This is a genomic window from Streptomyces sp. NPDC056480 (assembly GCF_042795405.1).
Lineage (GTDB): Bacteria > Actinomycetota > Actinomycetes > Streptomycetales > Streptomycetaceae > Streptomyces.
In genome coordinates this window covers 1-22243 of the sequence record NZ_JBHTSA010000131.1, presented here as the reverse complement: position 1 = coordinate 22243, position 22243 = coordinate 1, and the positions used below count along the sequence as shown (strand labels likewise).

Here is a 22243-nt window from a genome sequence, read left to right as displayed (position 1 = left end):
CCAGCAGACCGCAGACCTGAGCCCTCGATGACAGAGGTGAGCACCGGCCCCGCCGCAGCCTTCGACGTCTCACCGCCTACCGTGCACGAGCTCGTAGGGCTGCAACAGCGAGAGAAATCTTTTTCTCGCAATTTTCAGAAATTGAACTCATTGCGTGATTCCTTTGGTGGATATAATCCGTCAAAAATATCAACGAGATGGAAACCTCGATATGAGAGTCTTCTACTCATCTTTGATGTCGTGTTTGATGATCTGGTCATGTTCGGCATGCAGGATGTATGGGGACTCGAACTCGCAGGCTGTTGAGCCCAGTTGAGCTGGAGTGACGGCGTATGCGTGCGGCGGATCTGTTCGAACAGGGGATGCGGCAGAGCAAAGTCGCGGAGGCGCTCGGCGTGACGCCGCAGGCAGTCAGCCTGTGGCGTCGGGCCTGGGCTGAGGGCGGCCGTCAGGCTCTGCTGTCCAAGGGGCCGGGCGGCAGCTCGTACCTGACTGCAGGGCAGGAAGGGGAGCTTGACGGCCTTCTGCGGGCAGGGCCGGCGGCGTACGGCTGGGACGATCAACGGTGGACGCTGGCCCGGGTCGGGGTGCTGATCGAGGAGCGGTTCCAGGTCCGGTATGAGATCTCTGGAGTCTGGCGGCTGCTGGACCGCCTGGGCTGGTCGTGGCAGGTGCCGAGAGTGCGGGCGGTCGAGCGGAACGAGGAGGAGATTGCCGCATGGCGCACGGAAACGTGGCCGGCGGCCTCCCATCCGCGCAGGTCATCGCGGGTGGAGGGTGGGTCTGCTTCGAGGACGAAGCCGGGGCCTGGCTGAACGGCCCGGTCCGCCGCACCTGGGGCAGGGCCGGGCAGACACCAGTGCTGAGGCTGTCCGGAAAACGCAACGACAAGATCAGCATGGTCGCGTGGATCTGCTTCAAACCGGGCGTGGCGCCCCGGATGATCTATGCGATCAAGCCGTCGGGCGGCTACACGAAGAAGGACTTTCCTCGCTTCCTGGCCCTGCTGCACCGTCGCCTGAACGGCCCGGTCGCCATGGTGTGGGACAACTACTCCAGCCACATCAGCAAACACGTGAAACAGTACGCACGGCGGCAGGACTGCAGGGCCCCGGCGAGTGCCTGGATCGTCCGGTTTGATCATGTGATGCCGTAGAGGGCGAGGACGCGGGGGCGCTCGGTGTGGGCTCGTCGTCCGGCAGCGGTGTTGACGTAGCCGGCGAGCTTGAGCGCTGCGGATCAGGTCGCGGAGGGCAGCGAGCACGGCGGGCGCGTTGTGGGTCCTGACCTGGGACTTGTCCTCGTTGAAGGTGACATCTCGACACCAGTGGACGGTATTTTCCACGGTCCAGTGCCCGCGGGCCCAGGATGCGATCTCGGCTGCGTTCGCTTCCTCGGCGGGCAGGTCGGTGATGGCGTAGACGGTTTCGCTGGACCATTTTTTCGCCCCGCAGAGACGGCGGCGGCGCTGGATCCGCAGGACCTGGGCCGCGTGTGGGAAGAGCAGGCCCTCGACGGTGACGACCTGCACGAGCCGCTGCTCGTGACGGCCATGGCCCCGGGCGTCATCCCGGTGGATCACGGGGATCTCCTTCCAGGGCAGGGCGTGGAGTTGACAGGCCTGGCCGCGCTGGTTGTTCTTGATGGTCAGCAGGTAGTGAGCGCCGCGTTCGCGCAGGTAGGTGGCGTGGTCGTGTTGGGCGTGGAGGGCATCGGCGGTGACGACCACCCCTGCGAGATCTGCGTCGTCGATTCTGTCGAGGAGAGGTGCGAACTCGGGGATTTCGTTGGTCTTCGCGCCGATCTCGCGGGAGGCGAGAGTGACACCGCCGCTGTGACGGACGGCGGACAGGACGAAGACCCGGCTGCCGTCCGGACGCCTCGCGCCACGCAGGCATTTGCCGTCCACTGCAATCGCCCGCCGCCGCAGCCGTACCGGCTCGGCGCGGATGCGGGTAGCGCCGGCGGGGCCGGCTTCCTTGAGCCAGCGGCCCGCGCCGGGGCCGATGCCGACGAACGCGATCTCGGCTTCCGAGCGGGGCTGGAGCCTGGGCTGCAGGACGCTGCGGCCGTCGGGATGGTCGGGATAGTGGGCGCCGATGATCTGTGGAACACCCGGGGTGGAGAGCTGGTGGCGCCATATCTCCGAGAGATCACCGGAGTTGGTGCGGGCGGTGATGGACAGTTCCTCGCCGACGACCCGGCACCACACCCTCGCTCCAGTATAGCCGGGCGGGGTCGAGTAGCGCACCGCGTTGAAGCTGATGGTGCGGTCCGAGCCGACCAGCCGTTCCTCGCCCAGCGCGAGCGCGAGCGGCTCGACGGGCAGAATGTGCAGGGTGGTGCGCTCGATGTCCAGACGGCTCGCGGGTATCTGCCCGGTCGCCCGGTGACGGCGCGAGTTCACCGCATCGCACCAGGTCAGGCAGGCGTCTGCGAGCTCGGCGAACGAGTCGTAGGCGGGCAGCAGGTTCGCGCTCGTGGGCACCAGATCACCCTTCGCGATCTTGACCGTCGCCTCCGCACCGCCCTTGGATTCCGGGTCGTAAGGGCCGCAGCTGACCACCTGGCAGCCGTAGTGACAGCCCGCGGCGACCATCTGCGGATGACGCACCGGGATCCCGGCGATGTGCTCGACGGTCACCGTCTTCGCGTTGTCCGTCAGTACGTAGGTCGGCGCCCCGCCGATCCGGCGCAAAGTGGTGTCCAGGCAGGCCACCAGCGTGCCGAGTGTGCAGTCCCAGACCGGGATCACCACCCGGAACCGTGACCAGGACAGCCAGGCGCAGAACAGCCAGGTCCGGCGTCCCGCGATCTTCGGGCCTTCGCCCCAGTCGAACTGCAGCCACCTGCCCGGCTCGGGAATCCACGGCCGATAGGTGCGTCGTTTGCCCGTCTTCCAGGCCGACTTCGCCGTACTCACCGCCCGTCTCGTCGAGCGTGCGCTGCCCCGGTAGCCCATCTTCACGAGCTTCTCGTGGACCACGTCGGCGCGGATCGTCGCCTTCGACTGCTCGACCCACTCCTCGACCTTTTCCAGGAACGCGTCGATCATCTTCGGCCGCGGCTCTCGCTCGTAAGGATTTCGCCCGCTCGCGCGGGCCTCGACATACCGCTTGACGGTCTTTGGGTCATGCCCGGTCAAGGCTGCCGCCGACCAGACCGTCCCGGTCAGGTCGTACGCCTCAAGGATCTCCATGATCTCTCTGTCAGACTTCGTCACAGGACCTCTCCGGCCGGTTGCTGTTGCACGCAAACATCAGCAAACCGGACGGAGAGGTCTCCTCCAGATAAGGAAGCGATCAGGAACACCACAGGTCAGGTGGCCATACACCAGGAATTCTGGTGGCCATCAGCCTGGACTCGACTGGCCGCACACCTGGACTTTCCCACGGCCGCCGTCACCATGATCAAAGAGTGTTGCGAAAAGTGTTAGAACCCAAGAGCCTCCTGGGGGTCAGTGTTCAAGAACCTGCGACAGAGCCGCCAGCCGCGCCTCCGCGCCCTCGCCCGAGGCCTCCGCGAGAAACCCGCATCCACCGGTCGCTGTGCGCACGGCCCAGCTGCCGGTCCCGCACGCCGATCCAGCCGAGCAGCTCCTCCAACTCCGCAGCTCCTGGCCCCGGCGCAGCACGCCGGCCTGCTCCAGCCAGCCCCGCACCTGCTCGCCCGAGTCCGGCTCAGCACACACCAGTGCCCACTCGGCGTTCAGTCCTTTGAAGACGCGGATGTCCACGACACGGCCCCACTCTCTCGATGACGTGTCGTCGACTGTCCTCAGCACCCATTGCCCGGACAGTGACCCAGAACAGTAAAACTGCAGGTCAAACGGTTGCCCAATCGGCAACCCAACCCCGGCCACTCCTCGGGGCGCGAAGGGTCACCCCCGGCGTAGGTCCGGTGGGACATGGGCGACGGGAAGACCGTCACCTGTGCCGGGCCCGGTACCCGCTACACACCCGACCGGGGCGAGACCATGTCCCCGACTGCGGCCACCGCTACGCGGGTCGCGCGACCGCGACGTGGACGGTGGAGTGGTCCGCGCCCGCACTCGGCGACGCGGGCACCTCACTGAGCTTCTTCAACTCGGGTTCGGCCGGAGGCGCTCAGGAGGGTCTGACCTGCACAGACACTTCAGGTGGGTCACCCGATCGGTGGGCAAGCTGAAGAAGCTCACTGAGACCCGCGAGACGACGTTCACCGTCCGCGTCGTGGAGGTCCAGGTCCTCAACTGGCCTTGTGGGTTCGGCTGCCCTCTCGGGTGTGCCGGGACACGATAGGTGTCACCAGAGTGAGGTAGCGGCCTGCACCTTTACGACGGCCAGGACACGGTAGTTGTCACCTGGTGGCCAATCTTCTTGTCACCTCTGGTACACGGTCAGTCGTGTTGTCACCAGATCCGGAGATCCCTCCCAACCTCGACTGGTTCGGCGGTTGGCTGAGGGCATGGAGGACGGACGACGATCCGGCATGCGTGCCGACGTGGCCACCGCACCTACCGGTGAGGGGCCGTGGTCGCACGACTGTGGCTGGGCTGATCTTCTGGCTCCGGTGTCGCTCGTCGACGGCCTGGGCAAGCTGGATCTCTCTGAGGGGTGGGCCGCCAGATGGACCGCGACCTGGTCGTCGAGTGGGGATCCGGTGTCCTGCGTGGTGCGCGACCTGCCTCAGACATCGGTCCTGGACGGTGGTCCGACCCGCTGGTTTTCGTGGCGGCGGTCCCAGCGCCACCGCCCTGGGCTGCACTTCCTTGTCAGTACGGGACGACATCACGGTGCCGAGAGCCTTGAAGAGGCCCGCGTCCTGCTCGCCCTGGACTTCGCCGGCGGGCTGGTCGATGTGATCGCGCAGCCGGTGAAGTTCAGGTTCGATGTCGGCGGGAAGCGTCGGGAACACACCCCGGACTTCCTCGCCGTGACCCGGGCGGGCATCTGGCTGATCGACGTCCGGCCGAAGGCGCTGATCAAGGAATCAGACCTGGAGGCGTTCGCCGTGGCTGCGGAAATCGCGGTGGCCTGTGGCTGGCACTACGTGGTTGCCGCTCAGTGGCGGGACAACGTCGTGGCTGCGGTGGACGCGTTCTCCTCCCAGCGACGGGCTCTGAGCGACCCGCTTGGGCTGCGTCCGGGCCTGCTTGAAGCAGCTCGGGAGGGCCGGACGTTCGGCGAGTTGACGGACGCGACGTCGTTTCCTGCGGTGGCCCGGGCTCAGCTGCTGCACTTGCTCTGGCACCGGCAGGTGGGCATCGATCTGAGCATGCCCTTCGGCAACCAGTCGTTCGTCGTCCGTCCCACCGGGCCAGCCTCGTGACGGCGGCGCGGGTGCTGGATCTGTCCCCGGGCGCCGGGCTGGTACTGGACGGGACCGAGTGGGCCGTCGAACCACGCGAGCCTGAACTGGGCCGGGTCCAGCTTGTTGCCCTGGACGGGGCCCGGCAGCGGGTGAGCTTCCGGTTCCTGGCGAACCACCCGGGCTGTCGCTCCTCGTCACGGACGAATGCGGCGGGGGCCGACAGAGGACGGCAGACGAAGACTCTGCAAGACCTCAAGCCTGGCAAGCGGGAGTTGTCTGCGGTGAGGCTGACCCATCTGCTGGAGGTCGCGACGGGATTCCGCAGTGGGGATCCGTTGCGGCCGGGCCCGGGTGAACCCAAGCCTGAGTACGACCCCGCGAGGACGACACTGACCAGCCGGCGGTTGTCGAAGGTGGCAGAGCTTGGGGCCATGGACCGGCAGCAAGCGAGGGTGCTGGGGCTGGACCGGGTCGGCTATCGCACGCTGATCCGCTGGGATCAGGGTCGCCGCAGGTTCGGTCTGCTCGGCTGTGCTGACGACCGGTGGCTGCGGGAGAGCGGTGGGCATCCGAGCGTCAGCGAGGCAGTCCGAGAGGCGATCTTCGCCGTCCGGCAGGAGACGCTGCACCGCTCAAGGGTGAGCATGCGGACCAAGGACCGCATGATCCGTCAGTACCTACGTGAAGTGCTGCATCTCGATCCCGAGGAGGACGTTCCGTCGTATCGGACGCTTTGCCGGGTCTGGAAGGAGTGGTTCGGGCCCGGCGGATCGCGGCAGCGGTATGTCCGGTCGGCCGAGTTGCCGGAGAAGAATGGGTACGTGCTGGTGCACCGTCCGGGCCAGGTGGTGGCGTTGGACACCACGGTGCTACCGGTGATGGTCCGGGAGAGCGTGTTCGGTGACCCGGTGAAGGTCCACCTCACACTGGCGATGGATGTCCACACGCGCTCGCTCTGCGCATTCCGGCTCACGCTGGTGTCCGACACCTCAGTCGACGTCGCGATGCTGCTGCGGGATGTGATGCTGCCGTTGCCCATGCGAGACGACTGGGGCGAGGACCTGGAGTGGCCCTACCCGGGCTTGCCGGCGGCAGTGGTCGCCGAGTTCGCTGGCCACAGGGTCGCGGGCCTGCCGTTCTTCGCACCCGAGACCGTGACGACGGACCACGGGTCGGTCTACCGCAACCACCACCTGGTCGAGGTCGAGCGGGTGGTGGGCTGCAACATCCTCCCGGCCAGGGTGCTGCGGCCGACGGACAAACAATCCGTCGAGCGGGCTTTCGGCTCGATCCGTTCACTGCTGTTCGAGCACCTGCCCGGCTACACAGGGATCGACGCGGCCGACCGGGGAGCCGACCCGGAAGGTGACGCCGTGCTGACCATCGAGGAGATGGAGCACCTGATCGCGACGTGGATCGTGTCGGTCTGGCAGAGGCGGCGGCTGGGGGAGTACGCACCGAGCTGGGATCCCGGCGGGGACCACAGCCCGGAACACCCTGTTCGCGGCGTCCTTCGCGCAGGCCGGGTTCGCGATGGACATCCCGTCGCCGGAGCTGTTCTACGAACTGCTGCCGGCCCACTACGTCAGCATCGACGCCCGGCGCGGGGTGAAGATCCGTGACCTTTGGTATGACGGCCCGGCCCTGGCGGACTACCGGGGCCAGCGGTCCACCCGTGGTGGCCGGCACAAGGGCAAGTGGGTGATCCGCCGCGATCCCCGGGACCGCCGGCGGGTGTTCTTCCAGGACCCGCTCACCCACTACTGGCACCCGCTGGAGTGGACCGGGCTGCCGCCGGACGGCCAGGCCCCGGCCTTCGGGGACACACGGGTACGCGAGCTGATGGCCAAGGTCCGTGCCAGCGGGATGCAGCCGAAGTCCGACCAGGAGCTGCTGCCGGTGCTACTGGAGATGATCGGGCTGCGGGCACCGGTCAGCGGCTGGAAGAGCCTTCGGAAGACGGAGCGGACCGAGCATGCCCGCGAGGTCACCCAGGCCGCTGCGGCTCAAGCTGATCGGCCGCCGCAGGAGTCCGCCGCTGACCGGACCGCGGATGTCCTGGAAGACGGCGCGGTGGTGAGGTCATTGCGCTGGAGCCAGCGGGCCAGGCAGGCCGAGCACAGTATCGACACCCAGCGTCGGCACCAGCGCGAGCAGGCCGTCCGCCGCCGCCCGGCGCCACCGCCCGCGCTGGGCGAGTCCGCGGGCAGACGGGATCTGTTCCTCCTCCCGGAGGACGACGAGGAGGATCCGCATGACGGACCGCACGCAGGATGAGAGCGGCATCGTCCCCTTCCTCCGGTCCGGGCCGCCCCCAGACCGCACCACCTGGGAGGGCTGGCAGCAGTGGCAGCGTCAGCGCGGCACGTTCGTTGCGGCGCCGCGGCTGTCCTTGGAGGAGTACGCGGCGCTTAGCCCCAGGCGGAGGGCTCTGAACGATCTGCACCGCACGGCCACCCACGTGAACATGGGGCTGCTGGAGACCCCGATGAGCGCGAGGGTCACCAAGCTGATGCGGGGCCGGCTGCGGAACAACGCGCTGAACTTCGAGCCGGGCACCCGAGACGGCCTCATGATCAGCGGTGGCGGCTTCCTCGGGAAGACCGAGACGGCCTGCGCGGCCGCCGCGGCCTTTGAGGAGCTCTGGCGGGACCTGCACCGGCAGCTTCTGCCCGGTCCGGTTCCCGGCACCCGCGACCTGTTCGTGCCGGTCGCCTACTGCCGAACTCCGGTGCGAGCCACCCCGAAGGGGCTCTGCGGGGCCATTCTCGACTTCTTCGGCGCCCCGCACCCCAAGACGCTCAACGGCATGATCCGTCGTCCGCGACTCGATCCGCGACCATCGCACGACCGCGCTGCTGCTGGACGACATCACCCGGTTGAGGCTCCACCGCGAGGACGACCAGGACACCCTCGACCTGGTCCGCGAACTCATGGACCTCAACGTCACGCTCGTCCTCATCGGCGTCGACATCCCAAAATCCGGGCTGATCAGGGGCGGTCACGCAGATCCGCGAACGGGCCAGTGGGTGCTGGGCCCGACCAGGGCAGGAAGCAGCTTCAATCCTTCCGCAGCCACCCAGACCGAGCGTCGGTTCGATCTGGTCGACCTCGATCCGTTCGACTACGACACCACCGAGGGCATGGCTGCGTTCATCGATCACCTGGCCGGCATCGAGGACCGGCTGCGGCTCCTGCGGACCAAGGACGGCATGCTCACCGACGGCGAGATGCCCGAATACCTTTTCCGCCGCACCCGCAGCATCGTCGGCTTGCTCAAGCGGCTGATCGAGGACGGCTGCAGGGAAGCCATCGAGTCGGGAGCCGAGGAACTGACGCCGGAACTGCTGGCCACGATTCCCATCCGGCTCGGCAACGTCTCCGACCGCGACCCGAGCGCCGGCGAAATCCCCGAGATCCCGGCCGCCGAGCCGGCCAAGAGCACCCCGAAACGCCGGAGGAGCCGCAACACCGTCTTCGATGACCGGGGCGGGCGAACCGCTGATGCCTGAAGCCCTCGATGTGAGGCAACTACGTCCTATGGCACGAAGCCTGGACCCCTTGGAGGGCGAGGCCCTGTCCGGCTACATCCTTCGCCTTGCCCATCGCCTTGGCGTCGATCCCCTGAGCCTCTACGTCCGCACCGGACTCACCGGCACCCGACCTGAAGGAACGAAGATCACCCGGGTCTCGCCGGCTCTCGGTTTCAGCCTCGACGACGTCAGCTTGGACGCGTTCTCGCGCACGACCCGCCTGACCCGCGACGAAGTCACCCGGCTGCTGGTGGCCCCGCTGGGAGTTAGTTACGGACCCCTGAGCACCGAATACTCCAAGTCTCAAGCCGATGAGCGGTCACGGTTCGTCTCTCCGTGGGTCCTCTCGAACGGCACCCAGTACTGCCCTGACTGCCTTGCCGGAGAGGGGGCGTCGCAGATCGAGCAAGCGCACGGCGGAGCATGGCAACGGCTCTGGCGCCTGTCTGCGGTCTTCGCCTGTCTTCGGCACGAGCGCTTCCTCCGGCAGCGCTGTCCCCACTGCGGCGAGCAGGTTCATGGCGAGGCGAAGAACCTGATCGCCCGGCCGCGGGACGGTGATCTCCACCCCACCCAGTGCCGGGCATCTGCACCGGTCGAAACCCTCCGGGCTGCCCGGCTTGGCCTGCGGAGCCGATCTGGCCAAGAGCAGCCAGCTGCGAGACTTCTTGCCCACGGCGAGTCGCAGTCGCGCAGCTGTCTTCGCCACCCAGGCCAGGCTTCTGTCCTTCCTCGCATCGGACGGACCGGAGCAGGTCAGCAGTGTTGGCTGGCTCATCCCCACGGCCCAGTACTTCACCGACCTGCGGACGGTCGCCGCGCTGATCCTCATGACCTGGCCTGAAGCACGACCCCATGCCGCCATCTCAACACTGGCCAAGATCCTCGATCAGGAAGCCGAGCATCGGCACCAGGCGTTCGAGAACGTGCGGGACGCCCCCGGCGCCTATCGGCGGAAAGTCAGCGTCTACATCGCAGCATCCGAGAACCCCACGGCCACCGCCGCGGTCCTTGAGATGGCGGACCGCTTCCTCAGCGTTCCGGACGAGCACGAGGCAGCCCGATACCTCGAACCCCTGGCCATCGAAGCGACCTGCATTCACCGAAAGATGGGATACGCCCTTCGAACCAGACCTGGAACGTCCTTCCCACTCCAGGTCATCCTCCTGGCCCGCCGGCGTGACAAGAGCAAGGACACGACCGCCGAAGAGATCATCACCAAGCGCGGCGGCTTCCGAAGAGCCACTCGGTGACAACAAGCGTGTCCAGGTGACAACTAACGCGTCCCGGCACATCAGGGCCAGCCGAACCTGGCGCCCCACGACGGCTGGTTGCCTCAACGGTTGCCTGGTTGGTTGCCTCATCAGTTGCCTTGCCAGTTGCGTGGCTAGTTGCTCCACCGGTTGCCGACCGTTCCGGGACTGCCCGGTGTCCGCGCTGGTCAGAGGCCGTGGGTCACTGTTCCTCGACGCCGACACCTCTCCTGTAGGACCAAGGAGAGGTCCTCTTTGCTCTCTCCCCGGGGGCGGGCGGTCCGGCCGCGGCGCGAGAGACTGGGGCGTGAGTACCGCACGACGCCGGGCCCTTGGCCCTGGCCCTGATCTTCCCGAGCCGGTCGCTTGCGACCCGCGCGCATTGACTGCCGCGGCCCGTGCCGCCGTCGGCGACTGCGTCCACCCCGATACCGCCCCTGCGCCTCTGGAGCCCCGGCCTGCCCGGCGGCGTCTCGGCTGCGGTCCGGCCGCTACACACGGAAGAACTCGCTGCTCACCCGGTCTCACTGAACCTGTGGGCCGATCCTCGAGTCCCCGGAAGGCGCGTGCGGGCTCCAGGGCGACGAGCTCGCCCGCGCCTACATGTGGCAGATGCTCGACGGGATGCTCAGTGACGCCGTCCTTGCGGACCCGGATTTCGACATGCGCCGCCGTGCGGTGATGCCGCAGGCGGGCGTTGAGTGGCTCTCCACGGTGCCGATGTCCTAGGTGTATTGATCACGAGCGTTGTTAACAGGGCCGGGTCTTGATCATGGCGAAGACCTCCGGTGTGGTGGAGGTGTCTAGGCTCCACACCGCACACGGAGGTCTTCGTGTCCCACCGTAATGCCCGGCTGACCGTTCACGGCAGGCGGATCCTGGTCGAACGTGTCTGTTCGGGTCGTCCGGTCGCGCATGTGGCGGCCGAGATGGGCATATCGAGGCCCACCGCCCACAAGTGGGTCCGCCGCTGGAGGGCCGAAGGCGATGCGGGGCTGGCCGACCGCTCCAGCAGGCCGCACACGACCCCGCACCGGACGGCGGCCGGCATCGAAGAACGGGTCTGCGAACTGAGGCGGACCCGCAAGCTCGGGCCCGCCCGGATCGGCCCGATTCTGGGCCTGCCCAGTTCGACCGTGCACCGGATCCTGACCCGTCACCGGCTGAACAGGCTGGCCTGCATCGACCGCCCGTGGCACGGTGATCCGCCACTACGAACGCGACCGGCCCGGCGAGCTGATTCACGTCGACGTGAAGAAACTCGGCCGGATCCCCGACGGCGGCGGCCATCGGACGCTGGGCCGCCAGGCCGGCCGGGCCACCCGCTCCGCCATGGGCTTCGACTACGTCCACTCCGCCGTCGACGATCACTCCCGCCTCGCCTACAGCGAGATCCACCCAGACGAGAAGGTCGCGACCTGCGCGGCCTTCCTGGCCCGCGCGGCAGCGTTCTTCCACGCCCACGGCATCCCCCGCATCGAACGGGTCCTGACCGACAACGCCTGGGCCTACCGCAAGGGCCTGGCCTGGAAGAACGTCCTCAAGGAACTCGGCGCCACAGGAAAGCTGACCCGGGCCTACCGGCCGCAGACCAACGGCAAAGTCGAACGCTTCAACCGCACCCTCCTCGACGAATGGGCCTACCTGCGGCCCTACACCTCGAACAACGAGCGAACCGAAGCCCTGACAGACTTCCTCCACACCTACAACCACCACCGCTGCCACACCGCACTCGACGGACACCCGCCCATCAGCCGTGTCAACAACCCTGCGGATCAATACACCTAGGACGTTGCGGCTTTCGTCTGGGGGTTCGCCGGGGACGGCGGCGCGGGCCCGTGGCTGAGGATGCCGGAGGAGGACCGTGCGACCGCGTACGCGATTTCGATCGCGGCCCGGGGGATTGCGGTCTGGGGCCCCGACAGGCTCCTCACCATCTCGCGCGGACTCAGGCACCGATGTCCCGGCCGTAGGCATGGCCGGCCCTCACCAGCTCCCCCTCGCCCCGCTCCGGGGCCCGCAGATTTCTGAAGGGGCCACGCTCCCGGGTACCGGAGTCACGGCCTCTGGCTCACCCGGACGGGCTAGGCTCGCTCCCTGCCCGCGCCGGAAATGGGGTGCGCGGTACAGGCCCCGGTCCCCGCGTGACGGCGGGACGCAGTACGGCCGGGGCCGCCCCCACCGCGAGCGGGATCGTTGAGGGCCTGCTCGCACAAGCGACGGTGCCCACTGAGGATTTCATGGTGGGGTCGGTGGGTTTATGGTCAGGCCGGTGGCGGTGAGGCAGCCGTCGATGAGGTGGGGTCTGCGTTGGATTCTGCGCAACTCGCGGCGGATTTTGCGGTCGAGGTCGTCTGGGGTGTCGAAGGCGGTGTTGGCCATCGCTCTGCGCACGAGGGACCAGACGGCTTCGACCCAGGGCTCTTGCAAAGTCGAATTGCTCTGACGTTTCCGCTGGTCAGCGTGGGATGTCGAGGAGGTCGAGGGGTGCGGTGAAGGGTTCGTAGGAGAGGTCGCGGACGGCTTCGGTTATGTTTGCTGCACCGGCGGCACGGAGTCGGTTGAGGGCGGTGTTGCGCAGGGTGGCCATGCTTTCGGGGCCGTGGCCGGTGCGGATCCGGGAGCGGTCTTCGTCTCAGAGGGTGTCCCGGACGTAGTGGATCTTGTTTTCGATGTGCCAGTGGTTGCGCAGTGTCAGGGCGATGTCTTGGGGTTTCGCCTGGTGTGAGGGCATGTCGGTGATGACGTAGACGGTCTCGCGGGTGCGTTTGTCGGTGGTCTTGCAGGTGCGGTGTCGGGTGACCCGGGCTACCTGGCAGACGTGGGGAAAGTCCAGGTGAAGGACGGTCAGCACCTGGATGACGCGGGTCTCCTTGCGGCCGTGCCCCTCGGCGCGGTCGTAGTACTTCGCCGTGGCCCTGTTCCAGGGCAGACGGTGACAACTGGCATGCAGAGTGGGCTGGTTGCGCTTGACGGTGAGAAAGTAGTGGGCTTTCTTGTCCTCCACCAGGAACCGGGCGGTGTCGCGCTGTGTGTGCAGTGCGTCCGCGCTGACCCAGGCGGCGCCTGCGATGTCCAGAGAGGCAAGCAGCTCGCGCAGGCAGGGGATTTCGCTGGTCTTGTCGGGGATTCGCAGCTGGGCGATGACCTGGTCGCTCTGGTCGGTGACGGCCAGGAGGTGGGCGGCGGTGCGGGTCCGGGTGCGTGAGCCCCGGGCGCTCTTCCCGTCCGCTGCAAGCCGCACCGGCCGGTCACGTTCCGTACTGGCCGGCTGCAGCAGCACGGCCAGACCGTCGGGGTGCAACTGCCCGACAACCCGGCGCACGGTGTCCATCGACGCGGCCGGCCGCACCCCGAGCGCGCCGCGGACCGGGAAACCCAGCCGGGCCAGGGCATCCTGCGGGGCCCGCCGCAGCCAGTGCCCGACCGCCGCATACGAACGGGCCCCGGCCGCCACCGCGCAGGCCGCCGCTCTGACCAGCGCGAACAGCGGGTACCGCCGCCCCCGGCGGGCCCGCGGATCTGCCTCCTCCGCCGTGTCATCACCCGCCAGGGCGACAGAGCACGACAGGACAGGCGCGGGCATGGCAGACTCACGAATCACCGAAGCTCCGTTGTTTGCAGGCGAGTTGGTATCTCACCTACATCAACGGAGCGGCGAATTCGGAGATCAATTCGCCGAACATTGCATCTTATGCCGCCCCACCTGCAGGTTTCCGGGTGAATCCGAGTCGCTGAAGGGATGGTGGGTGAGGCGTACGTCACCGGGCGTGATGACTTAAGTGAACGTTCGGCGGCTTTGGCTCAGAACCGTCCACGTCGCGATCCTGAGAGGTTGGGCCGGGGCGCTGGCCTCGTGTACACAGATGAACCAAGCACATCGTGTGCTAGAGCTGGACCCCTGACTACGAGTGACTGCAACCGACTGAGCAGGTTTTTCCGAATCCACGTTGGCGCGTGGGTCAGACCGAGGCCGTCGTCTCTACCGAGACGACGGCCTTGCTGTTTCCGGGAGGGCGGCTGTGTGCCCGTCTCCGTGTCGGCAACGTCAGGAAGCCGCCCATTCCAGCCCGAGTGCGGCGAGTTTGTCAGCGGTCAGCCTGGCCCGGCGGCTCTTGCTGTTGCTCAGAAATACCCCGAGTTTGACCTCCGTGCCGTCCTCCAGCCGTTCTACGTGAGCCCTGGGGACGGTCACAGAGCCAGTGCGGGCCTTGTCGGATTTGTTCACGGGTAGCGGTTCTGTCTCGCTTTCCGGGCTCTGTCGCTATTTTGGGGGTCTCGGCTTCTTGATCATGGTGAGAGCAGGATGCGGCGCCGTAGGAGATCGAAGTTCGCGCGGCCATACATTTGTCTCTTCAGCAGCTTGATCCTGGTGACGTTGCCTTCGACGGCCCCGGAGGTGTACGTCGTGGTCAGGGCTGCCTGGATGGCCGCGCGGTCGCGTCGCATGCCGTTGGCCAGGGTACGGAGTTCGCGTTGGCCGTCGGGGCGGACGTCGGCGATCCAGACATCGAGGGCCAGGTGCTCGTTGCGGCGTTCGCGGACCATGAGTGCCAGGCGGCGGGCGTACTCGACGGTCGTCTCCAGCACGCGGTTCCGCTCGCAGAGTTCCTCGAGCCCCTTTCGCTCGACGTTTGTAAGGGTCGACGCATGATCCAGTCCGTGACCCTGCGGACGGTCAGGTGAGGCGAGGGGGCGGTGGCCGGGATCGCACCGGCGCGGTAGGGCTTCAGGTGCTGGCGGACCGTGTTGACGCCACCCTGGTAGCCCAGTTGCTGGATCTCCCTGGCGAGCGCGGAAGCATTCGTGCAGCCTTCCATCCAGCGATGGTGCAGGTAGATGCGGTAGTCGTCGATCAGCGTGGGCCGGTTGACGGCTGCGATGAGGAGTTCGTCGACTTCTTCGGCGTGTGCGAAGCGGTTGACTGTGCCGCGGCTGAGCTGAAGATCGCGTGCGATGGCGCGAAGGCTGTCACCCCGGGCAATGCGTTCGTGGATCTGCTGGTGGCGTTCGCGAGTGCGGGCGACCAGAGGTCGTGGGCGCCCGTGGATGTCCAGCTCGGTGCGGCCATGGCCTTCAGGAGTCGGGGCGTCGTCGGTCCGGCCGTCGTGGGTGGTGAGGGGTTGTCGCAGGTCGGCGCGGTGCCGCCCGATGACGCGTTCGACTGCTTGCGCCAGGTTGTTCAGGAGGTGCCAGGCGTCGGCGACCTGTCTGGCCTGAGGAGCACCGGCCTGGGCTCCGTCGCGGAAGGAGCCGGCCCGGTCGCGGCAGATGATCCGGACCTCAGGGTGATCCCGCAGCCAGGACGCGAAGGTGGCCGCGGCCCGGTCGGCCAGGACGTCGATAGGGCGGTGGGTTGCCATGTCGATGAGGATCGTCGCGTAGGTCCGCCCCCGTCGAACGGCGAACTCGTCGACGCCGAGATGCGGCACAAGTCCCGATGAGGGGAACGGGAGTGCCCGGATAAGCCGGAGCAGAGTGTCCTTGCAGGTGTCGACGGCCATCCGCTGGAACAGGCGGGATCCTGGCCGGCCGCCAGGAACAGGGCCACGTCCGTGAGGTGGGCGGTGAGAGCCTCCGTGCGGCGTGCGTGGCGACGGGTCAGAGCCGGTATCTGCTCGGCGAACGTCCGACGGACACAGTCCTCGTTCCCGCACACGAGTCGACGCGCTCGCAGTTCGACTCGTAGGCGCCGGCCGGCGACCGGTCGATCCGCCAGCGTCCGCTGGTAGTAACAGTGCACTTTCGAAGATCTCTGCCCGCATTCGGAGCAGGCCGCCGACGCTGCACGTGATCGCACGGCGATCCGGGCCTCGGTATCCGTCAGCACCAGCTGGTCGACCTGCACTCCGACACCAGGCAGTAGAAGGTCCGCAATCTGAGCCCCACCCATCACCCCTAATAGCTGCCCAACTACCCCCAAAATAGCGACAGAGCCCGGAAAAGCGAGCCAGAACTCCTAGAGATGAACGAAGCCAGGATCTGTCATCCAGGGGTGGGGGCCGCCGTGGCGGAGCCGGAGGTAGAAGGTGAGGGTTCCGGCGATGCCGCTTTGGTAGCTGCAGTTGAGGTCCTCCTTCTTTACAGTGGGTTTGGGAGGGCGGGCTTTCATGACTGCGGTGATGGTGCGGGCCTGGCCGTAGTAGACGCTCTGGCCGGTGTGGTGCGCCATGTCCAGGAGGAAGTGTCCTGCCCCGGCCAGGCCACAGCATGCGCCGTCGGGGCTGGCCCATGGGTTGTGGGCAATAGAGGCGGCAGCTTGTTCGGAAAGGCTGGCAAACCGCTGCTCACGGGTAGCTGTATGCAGGCGGATGAGGAAGGAGCCGATGCCTCCTGCGCCGTTGCACCAGTGCCTTCCCTTCTCTGCAGTTTCCGGGGCGTTGTTCCTGGCGTTGCGGGGCCATGCTGTGCGTGTTCCGTTGCGGATAGCAGCGCGGGCCAGGGTGTCCCCAGCGGCAAGCGCCGCCTCGTGGTAGCGCCGTCCGGAGCCGGGCGTGCTTTGTTCGGCGGCGTGTGAGGATGCCAGCAGGAATGCGCCGGTGCCTGCTATGCCGTGAGCGTATCCGTAGGAGCTGTTTCCGGCGAGTACGGAGTTGGCGTCTGCCGGGACAGGCCATGTCCAGTCATTGCCGTCGCGGTGGGCGGCTGCCAGCACGGCATCAGCACATGAAAGTGCCAGTTCCAGGCTGTCCGGTCTGCCTGTGACCTGCCATAGGTGCAGATGGGTCATGCCTGCGCCAGACAGGCCATGGGTGATGTCCGCGATCGGCCATTCTGTGGGCAGACTCCTTGCGAGCTTAAGAGCGCGGTCCTGCAGGTGGGAATCTTTCAGAAGGGTTCCTGCTTCATGGAGTATCCATGCGGTGCCGGCCCGTCCGTAGGCGAGGCCGGGAAGCAGCCGGGGAACGGCGAACAACCGCTGGTCGATCCACGCCGCTGCATCAGCAACGGCCCCGGCCAGGGTGCCATTGTTCTCAGCTGCGCGGGTCAGCGCGCCCAAGCCGCCGGCAGCTCCAGTCCACAACGAACAGACGTCCCGCTCGTCCGAGCCGACGCTCTTCCACAGCTGTTCTGCATTTGGGGTCATGGCGGTCTGCAGTAGGCGAGTCTGCCTGTCGATGAGATGGTCGAGGTCTGCTTCCGTAAGCCGGCTATGAGGAAGGGCTCTGACTGGTGTGGCACTTGCGCCGCTGGAAAGCGCGGCGAGCTCGTCGCGGGCCTGAGCGGGTGTCCACCGCTCCTGCGGGTCTGTTTCGGTCAGGCCGAGGATCAGATCTGTGAGGTCATGCAAGGCAGAATGGGTTCCGACTATGCGGGCCAGGGTGGCGGAGGTATCTTGCTGCGTCGTACTCTCTCTGGCCAGCCATACGGGCTCCAGCCCCGTGGCCAGGTGGAAGATGGTGGCACCCAGGCTGTAGCTGTCGGCGATTGCGGTTGCTTCACTGGAACGCGGCGCGTTCTGGAGTTCCGGGGCCATGAAGAGAGGTGTGCCAACGGGGCGACACACGGTTCCGGACCGGGTCACGTACTCGACATCGACGAGCCGCAGATCCCCGCAGGGAAGGATCATGACGTTGCTGGACTTTAAGTCGCGGACAACGTATCCGGCAGAATGAACCTTCTCGACCAGGCCCACAAGACGCGACGCCATCCCCAGCGCGTCTGTAGAGGAAAGCGCTCCGTCGCTGTGACGCTGGGCCCACTGCGCGAGTGTCTGGCCGGAAACCTGCTCCTGAACCAGGAAGAGATCATCCTCCAGTGGCATGAGGTCAATCCAGGCCGGGGTAACGCCGAGGGGCTGGAGTTCCTGCAGCATCTGGGATTCCCGGCGTAGGCGGTCACGGACATCGAGGCCGTCCAGGCCGGAACTGACGTGGGCCCGGGCCTGCTTGATGACCACTTCCGTGCCGTCCCGCTCGTCCGTGGCCCGGTAGACGCCACCCTTGTTTGCATGTCGGATCGCTGCCCGCACTCGGTAGTGGCCGTCCAGGAGTACCGGCTGGGGACTCCGCCCTTCTACGGCCTCTTGGCCGTGGAAGGGCGGAGGTGCCCATGCCGGCGGCGAGAACCAGGCGTTGCGCTCATCTTCGAAAGCCGTTCCGTCAGGTCCTGTCATCTGCCGTTTGAAGGCGCCGTCGTCAGTGAAGACACGGCCACCGCCGCCCATTCCCCCGTAGCGGTAGTAGACCAGGCTTCCTGGACGCAGCTGCTTGTCCGAGAGAATCGCTGGTCCTCGCAGCCCCTCGGTCGCCTGGTGCAGTTTTTCAGCCAGATCGCGGAACTGATCGTCATCTTTCGGATAGGCAGTGATGAACTTTCCCCCGTCACTACGGGAATGCCATTGATCCACAAGATCCGACACTCTGCTTATGTCCGTGGCGAACTTGAACGCACACCCCGACCTGACCAGAACCTCACTCGCACGCGCCAGCACCAGCGGGGCAGAGAGAGGCGTCGCTGACAGATGCAGCTTCCATCCGTGCTCGCGCGAATAGCTGTCTGGCGGAGACATGTAACACCAGACGTCCTCAGGCTTGACGCTCCACCGTGAACAGCCGCGCCGGGACAGCACCGCCCGAGCCACATCGATCAGCAGAACCGAGTCTGCCTCTACTGGAACCAGGCCGCTCCCGGCAGATATTTCGCCCACCATTTTACTCACTCCATTTTACATTCTACGCATCGATGTATGAACTGGAGTTCACGGGTTTGAAAATTGCGTTCTCTTTTACGGTTTATGTACTCAAGATGGAAGGGCTTTCGGCTGATTTCAGGAAACCGTTCATCGTGGGTGGCGCATCCTGATCTCCTCTATACCGCACAGCCGCACCGGCAGCCTCTATGCTGCATCAGCCTGCCTGTAGCAGCCCACAAGAAACTGAAGTTAAAGCCATGATGTTCATCAGATCCAGGAGCCAAGGCGTATCTGGTTTCCATTATCCGACCCCGCAGCACGCCCCGGCGGAGAGATCTCCTCATGTCGACCTTTAGGTCGACATGAATGGGCAGTGATGCCCAGGCTATGCCGTTAAGTGCAGCACCACTTCTCGCTTGCCGCTGTGAGAATCGGCGACTCCCTACGCGTGCGAGTAATGTCGCGCCGGATTGATCGCCCTTGCCATCATACTGCATCCCATGTCTGAAGCTTGAGTATCTAATACTCAGTTCAAGGGTTCGTGGAAATGAAAGCCTCACTCAAGGCTAGGCGCGAAGAGCGCTGAGAGTACTCTAAAGAGAAAGGTTTCGAGGATGTCGCTACTGGATCTTCAGGTTCTCGTGGAAGAGACGCGAAGCACGGCAGGGGATTGCCCTCCCTGGGATACGACGGCTTGCTATGACACTATTACTGATTTCTGTCATGACACCTGTGAGGACAGGGATCCTGGCGGTTACACCACTCCAAACAAGACCCTCTGATTCTGTAATTCGTCAACAGTAAGAGGAGAGGGTTCGAGGATCTGGTCGGCCGTCTTTATCTAGATGAACGGACTGAGGTCTTCGTTCCATGAGTCGATCCAGGTACGGATGCTTTCTTCAGTACCTGGAGGCTTATTCACGGGGGTTCGTAGCCCCGTTTTCTTGATCGTGAAGACGGCCCTGCTCCGTAGCCTGATGTTTGCGACGGCATCAGATCACTACCGGGGCAGGGCCGTTGAGCTGGGACGTTACGACAGGGCTGGACAAGGATCAACTGGATGGGCTGGTGGAGCGGGTCTATCGGGCGTCCAGGAGGCGGCCGCCGAGTTGTTCGGGATCTCCCGGGCCACTGTCTCCAGGCGGTGGACGGTGCTGCTGTCGGTGGTGGAGAAGGTCCTGGCCCACCACGTCCCGGATCCCACGGAGGTGTCGGCCGGCCGGGTCGTTCTGATCGACGGCACCCTGGTGACCACGTGGGACTGGGCGAGTGAAGGTACTTCGATGTTCTCCGGCAAGCACAGGGACACCGGCTTCAACCTGCAGGTCGCGGCCACTTTGTCCGGGATCTGCTCGCGGTCTCGGCACCCGTCCCGGGCTCACGGCACGACATGCATGCCTGGCGGCAGTCCCACTTTCCCAGAGCGTTCGCCGACCGGGAGGACATCGGTGACTGGGTTACGTCGGCTCCGGCATGCTCACCGCGAGACGCGAACCCCCAGGCCGGCAACGGCCCGCCCAAGACAAGGTCTACAACCGGGGCATCGGCGGGCTCCGTGCCGCCGTCGAGCGCGCGATCGCTCATCTGAAGGACTGGAAGACCCTCGCCACCCGCTACCGCGGCCCCTCGGCGCCTTCCCACTTGTCGCCAAGACGATCACCGCCCTCAGCTTCTACAAGAAGGGCTGGTGAACCCCTCCGAATAGGCCTCCTGGACCGACTTGTGGATGCCTCGCCGTATCCGCTTGCTCGTCAGCTCCGAGAATCCGCCGCTGGATGAGGTTCAGCCGGGACGGGCTCTGTGCAGGCGCCGTGGCAGCGGCGCACGGCTCCTGCGGTTCCGGACACCGCCGGCTATGTCGCCCATGCCAGTCCGAGAGCGGCGAGTGCGGCGAGTTTGTCGGGGGTGAGCTTGTCCCGGCGGCTCTTGGTGTTGCTCAGGAACACACCGAGCTTGACCTCCGCCCCATCCTCCAGCCGCTCCACGTGGCTCCTTGGAACCCGCACAGAGCCCTCCCCGGGCCCTTGTACTGCGCCAGGGCCGCCACGCCCCGCTCGAAGGCGCTCACGGGCGCCGTGGACGGCTTCGCGGGTGCTTCCGGCTCCGGGGCGTGAGGGACGATGCCGAAAGCCCCCAGGCGCTTGCGCTGCCCGCCGGACAGCGACGCCCAGACCTCGGGCTTGCGCTGCTTGTCCAGCCACTTGCCGATGTCCATCCCGTGCACGGTGACGCCCGGCTCGACGTACGCGAGGATCGTCTCCTCCGCGAGCATCTCCCGCACCACCGCGAAGTGCCGCTGCCACTCAGCCGGCCACGACGGGTTCCAGTCCTCGTCCACGGCCTCCAGCGCCGTCTTCCACTCGGGGTGGCTCTCCAGCGCACCCGGGCGGCGCAGGTTGGACAACCACTGCCCCACCGGCCGGTCCAGCACCGACGCAGACCGGGGCGCACACAGCGTCCAGTGCTCCTCGTAGTACGCCTTGGCGGCCTGAAGGTTCTCCTGGAAGCGTTCGTCCGCCAGCTACCAGACCATGCCGAGCCGCTCCAGCCGCTGCGCGCGCAGGCCGCTCATCTGCCCCGCCCCGTACGCCCGCCGCTGCTCCGCGACCCACTGCCCCAGCGGGTAGGCGCCCTCCTTGTGGCCGTACGTAACCCGGGCGTGAGCTTCACGCCCGGTGAACTTCTTCAGCGCTGCCCAGCCGCGCGCCCAGTCCTGTTTCTCCGTGTCGATCACGTTGAAGCTGACCCAGTCCGCGACCATCACGGGCTCACGCGGAGCGGCAAAACGCAGCAGCAGACGGGATTCGTCTTCGCCTTCCCCGGGCGGCGGACCGATATGCCCGGACGGCCGCGCGGCATCCTTCTGCGGCTCCTGTGGAATCGCCAGCAATTCCACACCCTCTTCGTCGTGAGCGCGCAGACCTTCCAATACCTTCACCAGAGGCCGATACGATCCCGAGGAGAACATGTCCTCAGGCTTTTCACCCGGCTGGAGAAAAACCGGCACGATCAAAGAAGCGAGCTTTCCCTGTCCCGGCTTCTGACGCAGCGCGCGGCCGATGGCCTGGACGATGTCGTGCGGCGCGCCCTTGGGGTCCAGCAGAGCCACCGAGTCCACCGCCCGGATATCAACACCCTCACCCAGGACACGGCAGTTCGACAGCACAGCCCGCAGCGCCGTAGTCCCGAACCCTGCCAGGACCTCCCGCCGACGCTCGGGCACGTGCTCGCCGCGCAGCCAGTCCGCCCAGATCCGCGCCGGGTACTTCTCCGGCTGGTCTGCGTGCAGCTTCGCCGCCACACGCTCCAGGCCCTCCGCGTAAGCCTGCGCCTCCATCGTCCGGTGGTGGAACGTGATACACGCCGACAGGCCGTGCTCCGCCATCGTGTGCAGCAACGCGGCCTGCAGCGCCCCGAGACGCTCCCCGCGCACCTGCTCAGCTTGAATTTAAAGGTTTTCCCTCGGCTCGTTGGGTCGGGGGTTGTCCTTTTTGTGGTGGTGTTTGCCGACGGGGTGGCGGGGTGCGGGG

General features: G+C 66.4%; 14 protein-coding genes and 6 pseudogenes. 10 read left to right on the top strand and 10 right to left on the bottom strand.

Features of this window, described 5'->3' with window-relative positions:
* From ACFQ79_RS34765 to ACFQ79_RS34755, 3 genes are all read left to right on the top strand, one after another.
* Nucleotides 1–306 (top strand): hypothetical protein (locus ACFQ79_RS34765; RefSeq protein ID WP_383590832.1); only part of this gene is annotated, 306 nt, incomplete at its 5' end.
* A 26-nt stretch (nucleotides 307–332) separates the two neighbouring features.
* Nucleotides 333–815 (top strand): winged helix-turn-helix domain-containing protein, encoded by a 483-nt coding sequence (locus tag ACFQ79_RS34760; RefSeq protein ID WP_383590830.1) that lies wholly within the window; start codon nucleotides 333–335, stop codon nucleotides 813–815.
* Nucleotides 719–1156 (top strand): transposase, encoded by a 438-nt coding sequence (locus ACFQ79_RS34755; protein WP_383590828.1) that lies wholly within the window; start codon nucleotides 719–721, stop codon nucleotides 1154–1156. The genes ACFQ79_RS34760 and ACFQ79_RS34755 overlap by 97 nt, the downstream gene beginning before the upstream one ends.
* On the opposite strand, the pseudogene ACFQ79_RS34750 reads toward ACFQ79_RS34755, so the two are convergent.
* The 3 genes and pseudogenes from ACFQ79_RS34750 to ACFQ79_RS34740 all read right to left on the bottom strand — a co-directional run.
* Nucleotides 1141–1951, bottom strand: a pseudogene (locus ACFQ79_RS34750) (ISAs1 family transposase); the annotation flags it as partial. The gene ACFQ79_RS34755 and the pseudogene ACFQ79_RS34750 overlap by 16 nt on opposite strands.
* 384 nt (nucleotides 1952–2335) lie before the next feature.
* A pseudogene (istA, locus tag ACFQ79_RS34745) lies at nucleotides 2336–3199 on the bottom strand (IS21 family transposase); the annotation flags it as partial.
* Between the two features lie 258 nt (nucleotides 3200–3457).
* Complete coding sequence (locus ACFQ79_RS34740) at nucleotides 3458–3736, bottom strand: hypothetical protein (protein ID WP_383590826.1); 279 nt, start codon at nucleotides 3734–3736, stop codon at nucleotides 3458–3460.
* Between the two features lie 710 nt (nucleotides 3737–4446).
* Between ACFQ79_RS34740 and ACFQ79_RS34735 the strand changes: the two genes are divergently transcribed.
* The 7 genes and pseudogenes from ACFQ79_RS34735 (at nucleotide 4447) to ACFQ79_RS34705 (ending at nucleotide 11866) form a co-directional block, all read left to right on the top strand.
* Nucleotides 4447–5310, top strand: coding sequence for a TnsA-like heteromeric transposase endonuclease subunit (locus tag ACFQ79_RS34735; protein ID WP_383590824.1), 864 nt, complete (start codon nucleotides 4447–4449; stop codon nucleotides 5308–5310).
* 11 nt (nucleotides 5311–5321) lie between these two features.
* Nucleotides 5322–6914 carry a hypothetical protein gene (locus ACFQ79_RS34730; RefSeq protein ID WP_383590822.1) on the top strand — a complete coding sequence of 531 codons (1593 nt, stop codon included), beginning with the start codon at nucleotides 5322–5324 and terminating at the stop codon, nucleotides 6912–6914.
* The gene (locus tag ACFQ79_RS34725) at nucleotides 6826–7569 is read left to right on the top strand and encodes a hypothetical protein (RefSeq protein ID WP_383590820.1); all 744 of its coding nucleotides are present in this window, start codon (nucleotides 6826–6828) and stop codon (nucleotides 7567–7569) included. Before ACFQ79_RS34730 ends, ACFQ79_RS34725 begins: the two co-directional genes overlap by 89 nt.
* A 602-nt stretch (nucleotides 7570–8171) precedes the next feature.
* Nucleotides 8172–8804, top strand: coding sequence for a hypothetical protein (locus ACFQ79_RS34720; protein ID WP_383590818.1), 633 nt, complete (start codon nucleotides 8172–8174; stop codon nucleotides 8802–8804).
* Nucleotides 8773–9297, top strand: a pseudogene (locus ACFQ79_RS34715) (TniQ family protein); the annotation flags it as partial. The gene ACFQ79_RS34720 and the pseudogene ACFQ79_RS34715, both read left to right, overlap by 32 nt.
* Before the next feature lie 85 nt (nucleotides 9298–9382).
* The gene (locus tag ACFQ79_RS34710) at nucleotides 9383–10078 is read left to right on the top strand and encodes a hypothetical protein (RefSeq protein WP_383590838.1); all 696 of its coding nucleotides are present in this window, start codon (nucleotides 9383–9385) and stop codon (nucleotides 10076–10078) included.
* Nucleotides 10079–10911: 833 nt separating this feature from the next.
* Nucleotides 10912–11866 (top strand): annotated as a pseudogene (locus ACFQ79_RS34705) (IS481 family transposase).
* An 847-nt stretch (nucleotides 11867–12713) separates the two neighbouring features.
* On the opposite strand, the gene ACFQ79_RS34700 reads toward ACFQ79_RS34705, so the two are convergent.
* The 7 genes and pseudogenes from ACFQ79_RS34700 to ACFQ79_RS34670 form a co-directional block, all read right to left on the bottom strand.
* The gene (locus ACFQ79_RS34700; RefSeq protein WP_383590816.1) at nucleotides 12714–13664 is read right to left on the bottom strand and encodes an ISAs1 family transposase; all 951 of its coding nucleotides are present in this window, start codon (nucleotides 13662–13664) and stop codon (nucleotides 12714–12716) included.
* Between the two features lie 704 nt (nucleotides 13665–14368).
* The gene (locus ACFQ79_RS34695; protein WP_383590836.1) at nucleotides 14369–14737 is read right to left on the bottom strand and encodes a transposase; all 369 of its coding nucleotides are present in this window, start codon (nucleotides 14735–14737) and stop codon (nucleotides 14369–14371) included.
* A gap of 524 nt (nucleotides 14738–15261) precedes the next feature.
* A pseudogene (locus ACFQ79_RS34690) lies at nucleotides 15262–15441 on the bottom strand (transposase); the annotation flags it as partial.
* A 302-nt stretch (nucleotides 15442–15743) separates the two neighbouring features.
* A pseudogene (locus ACFQ79_RS34685) lies at nucleotides 15744–15971 on the bottom strand (transposase family protein); the annotation flags it as partial.
* A 66-nt stretch (nucleotides 15972–16037) separates the two neighbouring features.
* Nucleotides 16038–18731 (bottom strand): class IV lanthionine synthetase LanL, encoded by a 2694-nt coding sequence (gene lanL, locus ACFQ79_RS34680; RefSeq protein ID WP_383590814.1) that lies wholly within the window; start codon nucleotides 18729–18731, stop codon nucleotides 16038–16040.
* A gap of 1918 nt (nucleotides 18732–20649) precedes the next feature.
* Nucleotides 20650–21168, bottom strand: coding sequence for a helicase associated domain-containing protein (locus tag ACFQ79_RS34675; RefSeq protein WP_383590834.1), 519 nt, complete (start codon nucleotides 21166–21168; stop codon nucleotides 20650–20652).
* Between the two features lie 66 nt (nucleotides 21169–21234).
* Nucleotides 21235–22146, bottom strand: coding sequence for a Helicase associated domain protein (locus tag ACFQ79_RS34670; protein WP_383590813.1), 912 nt, complete (start codon nucleotides 22144–22146; stop codon nucleotides 21235–21237).
* Between the last annotated feature and the right edge of the window lie 97 nt (nucleotides 22147–22243).

Excerpts from the sequence above, each read along its gene's own strand:
- ACFQ79_RS34760 (WP_383590830.1), top strand. The coding sequence starts at position 333 with ATGCGTGCGGCGGATCTGTTCGAACAGGGGATGCGGCAGAGCAAAGTC.
- ACFQ79_RS34755 (WP_383590828.1), top strand. The coding sequence starts at position 719 with ATGGCGCACGGAAACGTGGCCGGCGGCCTCCCATCCGCGCAGGTCATC.
- ACFQ79_RS34735 (WP_383590824.1), top strand. The coding sequence starts at position 4,447 with ATGGAGGACGGACGACGATCCGGCATGCGTGCCGACGTGGCCACCGCA.
- ACFQ79_RS34725 (WP_383590820.1), top strand. The coding sequence starts at position 6,826 with ATGGACATCCCGTCGCCGGAGCTGTTCTACGAACTGCTGCCGGCCCAC.
- ACFQ79_RS34700 (WP_383590816.1), bottom strand. The coding sequence starts at position 13,664 with ATGCCCGCGCCTGTCCTGTCGTGCTCTGTCGCCCTGGCGGGTGATGAC.
- lanL (WP_383590814.1), bottom strand. The coding sequence starts at position 18,731 with ATGGTGGGCGAAATATCTGCCGGGAGCGGCCTGGTTCCAGTAGAGGCA.